This window comes from Citrobacter sp. RHBSTW-00671, assembly GCF_014103415.1.
Classification (GTDB): domain Bacteria; phylum Pseudomonadota; class Gammaproteobacteria; order Enterobacterales; family Enterobacteriaceae; genus Citrobacter.
On the sequence record NZ_JABXPR010000001.1, the window covers coordinates 1,491,317 to 1,505,083 of the forward strand.

The 13,767-nt window shown below is 51.9% G+C and carries 12 protein-coding genes and 1 pseudogene; 8 read left to right on the plus strand and 5 right to left on the minus strand.

What is annotated here, in order from left to right:
- Positions 1-8: 8 nt before the first annotated feature.
- Positions 9-1,391 carry an amidohydrolase family protein gene (locus HV261_RS07160; protein WP_202037842.1) on the plus strand — a complete coding sequence of 461 codons (1,383 nt, stop codon included), beginning with the start codon at positions 9-11 and terminating at the stop codon, positions 1,389-1,391.
- Between the two features lie 53 nt (positions 1,392-1,444).
- Here HV261_RS07160 and HV261_RS07165 read toward each other — a convergent pair whose 3' ends face one another.
- Positions 1,445-2,374: a nickel/cobalt efflux protein RcnA gene (locus HV261_RS07165; protein WP_202037843.1), complete on the minus strand. Its 930-nt coding sequence runs from the start codon at positions 2,372-2,374 to the stop codon at positions 1,445-1,447.
- Between the two features lie 121 nt (positions 2,375-2,495).
- Here HV261_RS07165 and rcnR point away from each other — a divergent pair, with 121 nt between their 5' ends.
- Positions 2,496-2,768 carry a Ni(II)/Co(II)-binding transcriptional repressor RcnR gene (rcnR, locus tag HV261_RS07170; protein ID WP_005123385.1) on the plus strand — a complete coding sequence of 91 codons (273 nt, stop codon included), beginning with the start codon at positions 2,496-2,498 and terminating at the stop codon, positions 2,766-2,768.
- Between the two features lie 790 nt (positions 2,769-3,558).
- On the opposite strand, the gene HV261_RS07175 is transcribed toward rcnR, so the two are convergent.
- Together HV261_RS07175 and HV261_RS07180 are read right to left on the minus strand one after the other, a co-directional pair.
- A complete protein-coding gene (locus tag HV261_RS07175; RefSeq protein WP_202037844.1) occupies positions 3,559-4,788 on the minus strand; it encodes an amino acid permease in 1,230 nt (409 codons plus the stop codon).
- A 142-nt stretch (positions 4,789-4,930) separates the two neighbouring features.
- The gene (locus HV261_RS07180) at positions 4,931-5,386 is read right to left on the minus strand and encodes a multidrug/biocide efflux PACE transporter (RefSeq protein WP_079938616.1); all 456 of its coding nucleotides are present in this window, start codon (positions 5,384-5,386) and stop codon (positions 4,931-4,933) included.
- A 102-nt stretch (positions 5,387-5,488) separates the two neighbouring features.
- On the opposite strand from HV261_RS07180, the gene HV261_RS07185 reads away from it, so the two are divergent.
- The 5 genes and pseudogenes from HV261_RS07185 to araE all read left to right on the plus strand — a co-directional run bounded on the left by HV261_RS07185 (position 5,489) and on the right by araE (position 11,536).
- The gene (locus tag HV261_RS07185; RefSeq protein WP_202037845.1) at positions 5,489-6,373 is read left to right on the plus strand and encodes a LysR family transcriptional regulator; all 885 of its coding nucleotides are present in this window, start codon (positions 5,489-5,491) and stop codon (positions 6,371-6,373) included.
- 102 nt (positions 6,374-6,475) lie between these two features.
- Positions 6,476-7,654: pseudogene (locus tag HV261_RS07190) on the plus strand (thiolase family protein).
- Between the two features lie 491 nt (positions 7,655-8,145).
- Positions 8,146-8,982, plus strand: coding sequence for a 5-dehydro-4-deoxy-D-glucuronate isomerase (kduI, locus tag HV261_RS07195; RefSeq protein WP_005123391.1), 837 nt, complete (start codon positions 8,146-8,148; stop codon positions 8,980-8,982).
- A gap of 57 nt (positions 8,983-9,039) precedes the next feature.
- Complete coding sequence (gene kduD, locus HV261_RS07200) at positions 9,040-9,801, plus strand: 2-dehydro-3-deoxy-D-gluconate 5-dehydrogenase KduD (protein ID WP_005123393.1); 762 nt, start codon at positions 9,040-9,042, stop codon at positions 9,799-9,801.
- A 316-nt stretch (positions 9,802-10,117) separates the two neighbouring features.
- Positions 10,118-11,536 (plus strand): arabinose-proton symporter AraE, encoded by a 1,419-nt coding sequence (gene araE, locus HV261_RS07205; protein WP_202037846.1) that lies wholly within the window; start codon positions 10,118-10,120, stop codon positions 11,534-11,536.
- 98 nt (positions 11,537-11,634) lie between these two features.
- Here the strand turns inward: araE and HV261_RS07210 are convergent, their stop codons facing one another.
- Positions 11,635-11,961, minus strand: coding sequence for a cupin domain-containing protein (locus tag HV261_RS07210; protein ID WP_202037847.1), 327 nt, complete (start codon positions 11,959-11,961; stop codon positions 11,635-11,637).
- A 141-nt stretch (positions 11,962-12,102) separates the two neighbouring features.
- On the opposite strand from HV261_RS07210, the gene HV261_RS07215 reads away from it, so the two are divergent.
- On the plus strand, positions 12,103-12,810 hold the full coding sequence (locus tag HV261_RS07215; RefSeq protein ID WP_202039667.1) for an aspartate/glutamate racemase: 708 nt from the start codon (positions 12,103-12,105) through the stop codon (positions 12,808-12,810).
- Here the strand turns inward: HV261_RS07215 and HV261_RS07220 are convergent.
- A complete protein-coding gene (locus tag HV261_RS07220; RefSeq protein ID WP_202037848.1) occupies positions 12,782-13,717 on the minus strand; it encodes a LysR family transcriptional regulator in 936 nt (311 codons plus the stop codon). The two genes, HV261_RS07215 and HV261_RS07220, sit on opposite strands and share 29 nt — an antisense overlap.
- Positions 13,718-13,767 lie beyond the last annotated feature (50 nt).

A 13,767-nucleotide genomic window follows, 5' to 3' on the forward strand; every position in this document is an offset into this window, starting at 1 on the left:
AGATGCGAATGAAGGAAAATAACAGCCGCCGCGAATTTTTAAGTCAGAGCGGAAAAATGGTCACTGCTGCTGCGCTGTTTGGCGCAGTGGCGCCAGTCGCGTATGCTGCTAATCCTGTCGGGACAGCCTGCGGGGCGAAGAACACCATGACGATTAACGATAAACACTACTACCTCGATAACGTTCTGCTGGAAGCGGGATTTGATTACGAAAATGCCGTGGTGGTACATACCCGTACTGCACTGCAAACCGTTGAAATTCAGGACGGGAAGATTGTTGCGCTACGCGAGAATAAGCAGCATCCGGATGCGGCGCTGCCGCATTACGATGCCGGCGGAAAGCTCATGCTACCCGCGATGCGCGATATGCATATTCATCTGGATAAAACCTTTTACGGTGGCCCGTGGCGCTCATTGAACCGTCCGGCGGGCACCACTATTCAGGATATGATCCGCCTGGAACAAAAGCTGCTACCCGAACTGCAGCCTTATACTCAGGAGCGGGCGGAAAAGCTTATCGATCTGCTGCAATCAAAAGGGACATCGATTGCCCGCAGCCACTGCAATATTGAGCCAGTTTCCGGGTTGAAAAATCTGGAGAACCTGCAGGCGGTACTGGCGCGTCGTCAGCCCGGTTTCGCTTGTGAAATCGTGGCGTTCCCCCAGCATGGTCTGCTGTTATCGAAGTCTGAACCGCTGATGCGTGAAGCAATGCAGGCGGGGGCACAGTACGTGGGCGGTCTGGACCCGACCAGCGTCGATGGGGCCATGGAAAAATCCCTCGACACCATGTTCCAGATTGCGCTCGATTACAATAAAGGTGTGGATATCCATTTGCATGAAACCAGCCCGGCAGGTGTGGCGGCGGTAAATTACATGGTGGAGACGGTGGAGAAAACGCCACAGCTGAAGGGCAAACTGACCATCAGCCATGCTTTCGCATTGGCAACGCTGAACGAACAGCAGGTTGATGCGTTGGCAACCCGTATGGCGGCGCAGCAGATTACCATTGCCTCGACGGTACCTATCGGCACCTTGCACATGCCGCTGAAACAGCTGCGTGATAAAGGCGTGGAGGTGATTACCGGCACCGACAGCGTGATTGACCACTGGTCGCCGTATGGGCTGGGGGATATGCTGGAGAAAGCCAATCTGTATGCTCAGCTGTATATTCGCCCGAACGAACTCAACCTGTCGCGGGCGCTGTTCCTCGCCACCGGCGATGTGCTGCCGCTGAACGATAAAGGCGAACGTGTGTGGCCGAAAGCACAGGATGATGCAAGTTTTGTGCTGGTCGATGCGTCCTGCTCTGCGGAAGCGGTCGCGAGGATTTCCCCTCGCACCGCGACCTTCCACAAAGGGCAGTTAGTGTGGGGAAGCGTCGCCAGCTAGTCCTGCTACACGCGCAGCGGCACAGGTTGCTGCGCGTTTCCCTCTGTTGGCTGTTAACCGACGATCCCCAGATAGCCGTGAATCCCCATGTAGAGTCCGACCATGCCGATGAGTGCGCTGGAAAAATAGGGTGCTTTACGCGCCAGTGTGTTAAATCCGCTCCAGCGTTTCGCCGCCTGTTGTACGCTGATAGCCGCGCCAACCCCTACCGTTACCAGCGTTATCGCCAGTCCGAGGCTAAAGCACAGCACCATCGTTGCCCCCAGCGTAAAGGCTTTGAGCTGGATACAAATCAGTAAGACGGTAATAGCCGCAGGGCACGGGATCAGGCCACCGGTCAGACCAAACAGTAAAATTTGCCCGTTGGTCACCTCTTTACCCTGAAAACGGCGCTGGATATCGTTGGCATGTGCGCGTTCGTGCGCGTCCTGATACTCTTTCGAACCCTCGCTCAGCCCTGCCAACGCGGCATGGTTATGGTTATGGTCATGTTCGTGATCATGGTCATGTTCGTGATGATGGTGGCCATGGTCATGATGATGGTGGCCATGGTCATGATGATGGTGGTCATGGTCATGGTCATGGTCATGGTCATGGTCGTGATCATGATGATGGTCGTGATGTGTCTGAGTCAGCCAGTTCTGCTCGCCTTGCCATGTCCGCCAGAACATCCAGAATGCAGTGCCCAAAATAATGATCGCCGAGACAAACTGTAGCCAGGGTTCGACGGCCTGGGCCGTGAACGCTTTGCTGATATACATTCCGCCGAGTGCAATCAACCATACTATGGCCGTATGCGACAGGGTAGCCGCCAGCCCCAGCATCACTGCCTGCTTGATAGTCCCCTTTATGGCAATAATAAACGCCGCCATCATTGTTTTTGAATGACCCGGTTCCAGGCCGTGTAACACCCCCAATAAAATTGCACTGGGAATGAAGAACCAGGCGTTGCCTTGCTGAAGAAGCGTAGAAAATTCACCCATGAGAATGATTCTTAGTTGTCTAATTTTTCCTGATTCTACTCCCCCCCAGTATCAAATACTACCCCCCAGTAGAATGTCGATGGTATTGTCGCTACGGATTTACGTTAATTAAGGTAATGCTATGTCACATACGATCCGCGACAAACAGAAGCTCAAAGCCCGTGCCAGTAAGATTCAGGGCCAGGTAGTGGCGCTGAAAACCATGCTTGATGAACCGCATGAATGCGCGGCTGTGTTGCAGCAGATTGCGGCGATCCGCGGCGCGGTAAACGGATTAATGCGTGAGGTGATTAAAGGTCATCTGACCGAGCATATTGTGCATCAGGGCGATGAAATAAAACGTGAAGAGGATTTGGACGTGGTCCTGAAGGTATTGGATTCTTACATCAAATAAGGCGGAGTGCGGCTCATCCACGTTCAATACCGTCCAGCTAAGCATGTCGGGTGAACATGTGATTCTTGTTCAGGGTTCCGTTCACCTCAGCAGTGTCATTTATCTGAAGCACCGATACCCGTGAACGTGTAAAGGGCGTTTTCCGCCACGCCCTTTACAATCCCGGCTCCCGGCGGGAAAATTGTTGCTGCGCAATACCCTCCGCTTATTCCTCCAGGCTATCGGGCCGGGCGCGAGGTAGCGTCCCTGCAAAGCGCGCCCTGAGCCAGCATCCATGCTGGCTCTCCCGGCCTTACGGAAACACGTCGGCAATTTTCAGCCGGACCAGCCATGCCTGACCATCTGTATTTTTATTTGAATATATCTGAACAGCAAAACAGATTTAACTGAAAATCAGAGAGTTGAAGCGATGGCCCATATCCGGCTGAAAATCGATAAGGCGTTGACGGCTGACCGGGGCTGCCCGCAGGGATGCGGGCAGAGGGGACGGCCTGCAGGGACGCAGGCTCGGCCCCGACCCGACAGGCAGACGGCATAAGACGAATGAATCGCGCAGCGACGATTTTCCGTGCCGGGAGCCAGGGATGCAAGGGAGGCGGCGGTGAGCCTCCCTTGCACGTTCACATGAATCGGTGCTTCAGAGACGCGATGAACATGAGTGAACGGAACCTTTTCTCTGAGATAGCATGTTCATTACTTCCGCCAACACAGGTTGATACTTTCTGAAACTGGGTCGTTAGCTGAACGACATTGCCCCCCGTTCAGGAGAATGAGCCGTTGATAACGTCATTTAGCCAAAAAACATCACCGATACGCACAACAGACCGACAATCAGGGTGATCAGATTACCCACTGAACGGTACGGCTTCAGCGCCGGGATCAGATAGGTCGATAAAGTCGGCATGATAAACAAAATCATGGCGATGAGCGGACCACTGATCGCGTAAATCATTGAAATGGCATTAGGGTTAATGCAGCAGATGATAAACGTAATAGCCGAAACCAACATAATGGACAGAGCGCGGTTAAAGGCCCGGCTTTTCTTCACGCCTACCTGATGCAGCGACGTTTTTACGACTTCTGTCGCCCCTTCAATCACGCCAAAGTAGGTGCCGAGGAACGATTTTGACATCGCCACCACGGCAACGATAATCCCGGAAATCGACAACCACGCCGGAGCGTTGGGCATCATCGACAGCGCCGACAGGATGGTTACACCTTCATGTTTGGCATCTTCAATGTAGTTTGCCGGAATAGAAAGCAGACAGCTAAAGACGAAAAACAGTACGCTCAGGCAGATGATGACGTAGGCGACCTTCATGATTTTTTTGCATTTACCCATGGCCTGCTCGCCGTATTTCTCGCGTCTGTCGATGGCAAACGTGGAGATAATGGGCGTATGGCTAAAAGCGAAAACCATCACGGGGATAGAGATCCATACCTGATGCAGCGTGTGCTGATCGAAAGACATCTGGCCGGTGAGTAGCGTCGGCTGCCAGCTTCCGGTCAGGTACAGCGAGAGAAACAAAAAGTATGCGATCAGTGGGAATACCAGAAAGCCCATCACCCGGATGGTAGCCTGGCGACCCATCAGGAAAATTAAATTCAGCACCAGCACCACGCCGAAACTGACCAGCATGCGCACGCGTAGATCGATCGTGATATGTTTTGCCAACTGTTCGGTGAGTGAGTTGGTGATCGCGACAGCGTAGATCAGCACCACCACAAAGAAGGCAATAAAATAAAGCGTCGTGATCAGGCTGCCTATCTTCTTGCCATAGTAGTGGGTGACTGCACCGGTGATCCCTTCACCTGCAGAGGTTTTTGATGACAGGATAAACTGGCATAGCGCCTTGTGCGGCCAGTAGGTTAAAGGCCAGGCGACGAGTGCGGTGATAAAAAGTACCACCGCGCCTGCAGAACCCAGCTGTATGGGAAGGAAGAGGGTTCCTGCGCCGACGGCAGTCCCATATAGTGCGAAGCTCCAGAGAGTCTCTTCTTTTGACCAAAATTTCGACATTATTTGAACGTATCAACTATAAAATAAACAAAAAGAAGCGCAATTTACCACAAATGAGAGGGGCTGGGGGAGGTGTGAACAAGTGGGCTGGTGAATGGATGAATAGCCGGAATTGAGAAAATTCCGACTATTCTTTGAATTATCAGGCAGTAACGCGCTGCTGACGACGCTTCATTACGCGCTCGCGCAATGTGTCATAAGCCCAGTTATAGAACATGGTGTATGGCAGGAAGAACAGGAAGAAACCTATTTCCAGCGTGAATGCCTGAAGCAGGCTAACGTTTAGCACATACGCCACGATGCTGACCCCGATGACGATAAAACCACTCTCGAAACCTAAGGCGTGAAATGCGCGGACTTTCGCCGTACGTTTTACCAGGTGTGATGGCCACAGCCGGTCAAACAGGGCGTTATAAATGATATTCCAAATCATTGCTGTCGTTGCCAGCAGAATGGTCAGCCCGCCCATTTCCAGTACCGAGCGCTGCATCAACCATGCGGTGGTTGGTGCGAGAATCGCGGTCGCAATGCCCTCAAAACAGACAGCATGAAAAATGCGCTCCACTAACGAGCGACGTTGGACAGTATCGTGTTGCATAACCTACAAACCTTCTTTGATGCCCGGATAACGGAATGGTGGTAATTTTATCGTTTTATGTGATATCTAAAAGATAGTATCCATCGATAAAGTAGATAGTTCATGCGTTACTCTCCTGAAGCATTAACGGCATTTGTTGAGACGGTGTCCTGCGGTTCATTTTCTGCGGCGGCCCGGCGGCTACGTAAAAGCCAGTCCACCATCAGCACGGCGATTGCACATCTGGAGGCCGATCTTGGCTTTGCGCTGTTTGACCGTTCGTCACGTCAGCCAACGCTTACCGAGCAAGGCAAGCGGGTGCTTGGTTACGTACAGGCGATTTTGTCAGCCAGCGAGCGCCTGGATGAAGCGGCGATTTCGCTGTCGGGTAATACGGAAGCGCGTCTGACTTTTGTTCTTTCTGACACGCTGCATCCGGATGTACTGGAAGAATTGATGGTGCAGTTTGACCGCAAGTTCCCCCACACTGAATTTGAATGTCTGATTGGTGAAGATGAAGATGTGATTGATTTGCTGCAAAAAGGACGCGCGCAGGTTGGGCTGATCGAAGCGCGAGAAAATTATCCGACAGATATGGGCGTCACGCGTTTGCCGATGCAAAGCTGGATGGGACTGTACGTTGCGGCCACGCATCCGCTGGCGACGCAAAAAAAACTGCAATGGGAGCAGCTCCACACCTGGCGCGAACTGCGTCTGAACACTTATCTGGAAAGTGGGACCAACGTCGCACGTGGTCCTGTCTGGTCTGCTCCCAACTACCTGTTGTTGCTGAGTATGGCGGTACAGGGATTTGGCTGGTGCGCACTACCTTGCGCGCTGGTGGAAGAGTTTGCGGCAGAAAAACCACTGGTTCAGTTGAAGATACCTGGCTGGCCAAAAGCTATCTCAATCGATCTGTTATGGAATAAGAAATCTCCTCCCGGGGTGGCGGGAAGTTGGTTACGCGACCATTTACAGCAAAGTGGCGTCGCGATGACGAATAAATGATACCTATTTCCTTTGTGATAAAAATCACCGTTTTTAAACAACCTTGATAACTATTTTTAACAATCATCTACTATTGCGATGTTATTTTGCGCTGAGGTGGTGATGAAAGAGGTTGTGATAGTCGGGGCGTTACGGACACCGATTGGCTGCTTCCAGGGGACGCTGGCGCGCCACTCTGCCGTTGAACTCGGCAGCATGGTGGTCAGGGCATTACTGGAACGCACTGGCGTGGATGTTCACGCTGTTGATGAAGTTATCCTTGGCCAGGTCCTCACTGCGGGGGCCGGACAGAACCCGGCCCGTCAGTCTGCTATCAATGGTGGATTACCCAATACCGTTTCCGCTATTACCATTAATGATGTGTGTGGTTCAGGTTTGAAAGCGCTGCACCTGGCGACTCAGGCTATCCAGTGTGGTGAAGCTGATATCGTGATAGCAGGTGGGCAAGAGAATATGAGCCGCGCCCCGCATGTCCTCACCGACAGCCGCACCGGGGCGCAACTGGGTAATAGTCAACTGGTTGACAGCCTGGTGCACGACGGTCTGTGGGATGCTTTCAACGACTACCATATGGGCGTTACCGCGGAAAACCTGGCGCGGGAATACGGTATCAGCCGCGAATTACAGGACGCCTACGCGCTGCACTCGCAGCACAAAGCGCGGATGGCAATCGACGCTGGACGCTTTAAAGATGAAATCGTGCCGGTGGTGACCCAACGAAACGGGCAATCCTTTGTGGTGGATACCGATGAGCAACCGCGCACCGATGCCAGTGCAGAGGGGCTGGCGCGTCTGGACCCTACTTTTGACAGGCTCGGTTCGGTAACGGCGGGTAATGCGTCATCGATAAACGATGGTGCTGCCGCCGTGATGATGATGAGCGAGTCCAAAGCGCAGGCGTTGAATTTGCCGGTACTGGCCCGTATTCGCGCTTTTGCCAGCGTCGGCGTTGACCCCGCACTGATGGGGATTGCGCCAGTGTACGCGACGCGTCGCTGCCTTGAGCGCGTCGGCTGGCAACTGGCGGATGTCGATTTGATTGAAGCCAATTAAGCATTCGCCGCGCAGGCATTATCCGTTGGGAAAATGCTGGAATGGGACGAGCGGCGGGTGAATGTGAACGGTGGGGCCATTGCGCTCGGCCACCCAATTGGTGCCTCTGGTTGCCGTATTCTGGTGTCGTTGGTCCACGAGATGGTTAAACGCCGGGCGCATAAAGGGCTGGCAACGTTATGTATTGGTGGTGGCCAGGGCGTCGCACTGGCCATCGAACGTGATTAAGTCTTTAAAATCCCCCGTCAGATACACCACCACCGCGCAGTCCCGCTTCATGTAAAAAAGCCCTCCACAAGGAGGGCAAGGCCAGTTACAGAAACATCCACTCTAAAACAACGTCAACTTATCAAAACATCGTTTCATTTCGTGTGATTCACAACGCACTTTGTAAGAAAAGGTGTGTGAATTCCTCTTCAGCAGGGCTGTTTTTTCACCGCGCTACTTTTACCTCTTATTAGCTATGCTCTAGTGATTTTTCATAACAAACTGTTTTATTTGTGGTTTATTTATTTTCTTTGGTGCGGGTTTGGTCGCTTATCCAGGCTAGCGTGATCGCAATTACACTTTTGATAATAAGATGCGGAAAAAGTAAAACATCGTTTTAGTTATAATTGAAAACCCGTTCCGGGAGAGATATCATGAACGCATTAGGTAAAACGGAACGGCGTTTTGCTATCGCTCAAGAATTCACGGTCAATTTATCACTGGAGGTAAATGTGGACGTAAGACAAAGCATCCATAGTGCGCATGCTAAAACCCTGGATACCCAGGCGCTGCGTAATGAGTTTTTGGTAGAAGAAGTGTTTGTTGCTGACGAATACACCATGGTCTACAGCCACATTGACCGCATTATTGTTGGCGGCATTATGCCAGTGGGCAAAACCGTATCTGTGGGTGGCGAAGTGGGTAAGCAACTGGGCGTAACCTACTTCCTGGAGCGCCGTGAGTTAGGCGTGATCAACATCGGTGGACCGGGCACGATTACCGTTGACGGCCAGTGCTATGAAATTGGTCATCGCGATGCGCTGTATGTCGGTAAAGGGGCAAAAGAAGTTGTTTTTGCCAGCATTGACCCTGCAAAACCCGCCAAGTTCTATTATAACTGCGCGCCGGCACACATGACTTATCCAACCAAAAAAGTGACCCCAGCCGACGTTGCGCCAGTGACGTTGGGTGATGATCTCACGAGTAACCGCCGTACCATCAACAAGTATTTTGTGCCGGACGTACTGGAAACTTGCCAACTGAGCATGGGCCTGACCGAACTGGCGCCTGGCAACCTGTGGAACACCATGCCGTGCCATACCCATGAACGCCGTATGGAAGTCTATTTCTACTTCAATATGGAAGAAGACACCTGTGTCTTCCACATGATGGGGCAGCCTCAGGAAACGCGTCATATCGTGATGCACAATGAGCAGGCGGTCATTTCCCCTAGCTGGTCTATCCATTCTGGCGTGGGTACGAAAGCCTATACCTTCATCTGGGGTATGGTTGGCGAAAATCAGGTCTTTGATGATATGGACCACGTTGCAGTCAAAGATCTGCGCTAGTCGCGGGCGGCTACTCAGCCTGTCTGTGACGGGCATTATAAAAAATAAGGATTTACAATGATTTTGAATGCATTCTCTCTTGAAGGTAAAGTCGCCGTTGTGACGGGTTGTGACACCGGTTTGGGTCAGGGGATGGCGCTGGGTCTGGCGGAAGCAGGTTGTGATATCGTGGGTATCAACATTGTTGAGCCGACGGAAACCATCGAACGTGTTACCGCACTGGGCCGCCGTTTTTTAAGCCTGACCGCCGATCTGCGTCAGATTGATGGTATTCCGGCACTGCTGGAGCGTGCGGTCGCAGAATTCGGTCATATCGACATTCTGGTGAACAACGCCGGTCTTATCCGTCGTGAAGATGCTATCGACTTCAGTGAAAAAGACTGGGACGACGTGATGAACCTGAACATTAAGAGCGTGTTCTTCATGTCTCAGGCGGCGGCGAAGCACTTCATTGCCCAGGGTAACGGCGGTAAAATTATTAATATCGCCTCTATGCTCTCCTTCCAGGGCGGCATTCGCGTTCCGTCTTACACCGCGTCTAAAAGCGGCGTAATGGGCGTGACGCGTCTGATGGCCAACGAGTGGGCAAAACATAACATCAACGTGAATGCGATCGCACCGGGTTACATGGCGACCAACAACACGCAGCAGCTGCGTGCCGATGAGCAGCGTAGCGCCGAAATTCTCGATCGTATCCCGGCGGGTCGTTGGGGTCTGCCAAGCGATCTGATGGGGCCAGTAGTGTTCCTGGCCTCCAGCGCATCTGACTACATTAACGGTTATACCGTTGCGGTCGACGGTGGCTGGCTGGCACGTTAATTTATCGTCCAGCATCAACAAACCCTGCCAATGGCAGGGTTTTTTTTGGTTTTAAGTTATTTTAATCCATATTCTGTTTATAAATTAATCCATACATAATTATATATGTATGGATTGGTAATAATTAATACTCTTTAATATCAGTGTATTAAATTTAATTGAGTGATTAGCGGTAAATTTTAAAATTGGAATATCCATCACATAACGATGTGGTGCAGCAATTTCATCCATGTTTTTGCCGTTTCCCGCCTGACGCTTCCTGCAAGGGATCCCTTACTTTCATCGACATGGCTTACTCTGTATCTGGCAGGAAAAAATGGTCTCAATTAATCATGAAGCTGCTTTAACACCGCGTACGCAGCGCGATACGCGACGTATGAATTTGTTTGTCTCTATTTCTGCGGCTGTCGCAGGGTTGTTATTTGGTCTCGATATCGGCGTAATTGCCGGCGCGTTGCCTTTTATCACCGATCACTTTGTATTGACCAGCCGTCTGCAGGAGTGGGTGGTGAGCAGTATGATGCTGGGTGCGGCAATTGGTGCGCTGTTTAACGGCTGGTTGTCATTCCGACTGGGGCGCAAATACAGCCTGATGGCCGGGGCGATCCTGTTTGTCGTTGGTTCCCTGGGGTCGGCATTGGCTTCCAGCGTGGAAATGCTCATTGTTGCCCGCGTGGTACTGGGCGTTGCCGTAGGTATCGCCTCCTACACTGCGCCACTCTACTTGTCTGAAATGGCCAGTGAGAATGTGCGTGGCAAGATGATCAGTATGTATCAACTGATGGTTACGTTGGGCATTGTGCTGGCCTTTTTATCCGATACCGCGTTTAGCTACAGCGGTAACTGGCGCGCTATGCTGGGCGTATTGGCGCTCCCGGCAGTATTGCTGATTGTTCTGGTCGTTTTCCTGCCTAACAGCCCGCGCTGGCTGGCAGAGAAAGGTCGCCATATTGAAGCAGAAGAAGTATTACGCATGTTGCGTGATACGTCAGAAAAGGCCCGTGATGAGCTGAACGAAATTCGTGAAAGTCTGAAGCTGAAGCAGGGCGGTTGGGCACTGTTTAAAATTAACCGAAACGTACGGCGTGCGGTTTTCCTCGGGATGTTGTTGCAGGCAATGCAGCAGTTTACCGGGATGAACATCATTATGTACTACGCGCCGCGCATTTTTAAAATGGCCGGTTTTACCACCACTGAACAGCAGATGATTGCGACGTTGGTTGTAGGCTTAACTTTTATGTTCGCGACTTTTATTGCTGTTTTTACAGTAGATAAAGCCGGACGCAAACCGGCGCTGAAAATTGGTTTCAGCGTGATGGCCATTGGGACCCTGGTCCTCGGCTATTGCCTGATGCAGTTTGATAACGGCACCGCATCCAGTGGGCTTTCCTGGTTGTCAGTCGGCATGACCATGATGTGTATCGCCGGTTATGCAATGAGCGCCGCACCGGTGGTGTGGATCCTGTGTTCTGAGATTCAGCCGCTGAAATGTCGCGATTTTGGCATCACCTGTTCCACTACCACGAACTGGGTGTCGAACATGATTATCGGCGCAACCTTCCTGACGTTGCTCGACAGTATTGGCGCCGCGGGTACGTTCTGGCTTTATACCGCACTGAACGTCGTCTTTATCGGTATTACATTCTGGCTCATTCCAGAAACCAAAAACGTCACGCTGGAACACATCGAGCGCAAGCTGATGGCTGGCGAGAAGCTAAGAGATATTGGGGTGTAAATAGTGAGACGCAGTGTCGGATGACGTCTCGTGCAGAGGCCGGGTAAGCGTAAGCGATACCCGGCATTTTTGTATAACAAGGTTTGAGAATAGAGAGATTACGCCTGCAGGAAGTCTTCGCGCACCGGCGTGAAGGTATCGAGCAATGTTCCCGGCTGTAAGCAGACGCAGCCATGCATAATGTTAGGCTTTTTATACAGGGTGTCTCCTGCACTGACGACATGCTTTTCTTCCCCAATCGTAAATTCAAACTCACCCGATAAAACGTAGGTGAGTTGTTCATGCGGATGGTTGTGCATCGGGCCAACTGCGCCCTGCTCGAAATTAACTTCCACGGCCATCATTTTTCCATCGTGAGCCAGAATACGCCGGGTAACGCCGTTACCCAGATCTTCAAGCGTGGTTTCTTTATGAAAAATAAACATTCGATATTCCTGCAATAAAATGAAACATTATTTCATTAAATTTATATCAGAAAATTAAAAAAGGAAATGCGGGCCGACAGATGTGGAAAGTTGATCACATCTTTGGTTCACTGGGAGGACCACCACGAATAAGGGCAAATGATGAAAACGATCGGTCTGTTAGGCGGAATGAGCTGGGAATCCACTATTCCCTATTATCGTCTGATTAATGAAGGGGTTAAGCAGAATCTGGGCGGTCTGCATTCTGCGAAAATTCTGCTGCACAGCGTCGATTTCCATGAGATTGAAGCCTGTCAGTCGAACGGTGACTGGCAGCGGGCAGGGGAGATCCTGGCGCAGGCTGCGCTGGGGTTACAGCAAGCGGGTGCTGAAGGGATTGTGCTGTGTACCAACACCATGCATAAAGTGGCCGAGGCCATTGAAACGGCCTGCGATGCCCCGTTTTTGCACATTGCCGATGCAACGGGGCGGGCCATACAACAGCAGAAGATGAGTAACGTCGCGCTGTTGGGCACGCGTTACACCATGGAACAGGATTTCTATCGTGGGCGTTTACAGACGGAATTTGGCATTAGCACGCTAATCCCTGACGCTAGCGACCGACAGAAAATAAACCAGATTATTTTCGAGGAGCTTTGCCTTGGTGAATTTAGCGAAACGTCCCGCGACTATTACCTGAGCGTGATTGAGCAACTGGCTCGTCAGGGGGCACAAGGGGTGATCTTCGGCTGCACCGAAATTGGCCTGCTGGTACCCACTGAAATGAGCCCGTTGCCGGTCTTCGATACCGCGGCGATCCATGCGCAGGATGCCGTGACGTTTATGCTTTCACCTGAGACTGCAAAATAGCCTCCAGCGGGTCGGTAATCCGGTGGAGATGGGCCTGTAGATGTGCCGTAAAAGCATCAACCAGCGCGGATGCCGGGCGATGCAGTGGATGAATCAGGCTGACGGTAAAAGGTACTGAAACACTAAAACGCCGGATGGCAATCCCGCTGCCTGCGTAGTCCAGGGCGGTCAGCGGGTTTACTACCGAGATCCCCACGCCGGCACGTACCATCGCACAAATTGATGCGGCACTGTGCGTTTCTATGACCATTCGGCGCTTGACCTGATGATCATTAAACAGGGTATCCAGCAACTGGCGATAGCTGTCGGTGCGCGACAGGCTGATATAGTTTTCCCCCTGAAAATCTTGCGGTGTTAATACCGCTTTCCCGGTCAGCGGATGTCCCTGCGGCAGCACGCAAACTTCATCCAGCGACAGTAATTCAGTGCGTTTAGTCCCGGCGGGGGTATGCAGGGTCTCAGTAAACCCGAGATCGTGACGTTGTGCTGATAGCCACTCTTCCAGCAGCGGCGACTCCTGCGGCACAATCTGAATGTTAACCTGCGGGTAGCGGGTGAGGAAGGGTTGCAGCAACGGCGGTAAAAAGGACTGCGAGAACACGGGCAGGCAGACAATCGACAGCTCGCCCTGACGAAATTCACGCAGGCTTTCGGCGGCGCTGACAATCCGCTCCAGGCCATACCAGGATCGCTGCACCTCTTCAAACAGGCGTAGCCCTTGTACTGTAGGATGCAGCCGGCCTCGCGTACGTTCGAACAGTGTTAACCCCAGAACTTTTTCAAATCTTGCCAGCTCGCGACTGACGGTAGGCTGCGAGGTGTGCAGCATCCGTGCGGCTTCCGTCAGGTTACCTGCTGTCATAACGGCGTGAAAAATTTCAATGTGGCGCAAGTTAACGGCGGGCATTGGCGATCCTCAAATAAACATCCCATATCATTTTTGCATAGACTTGCGAT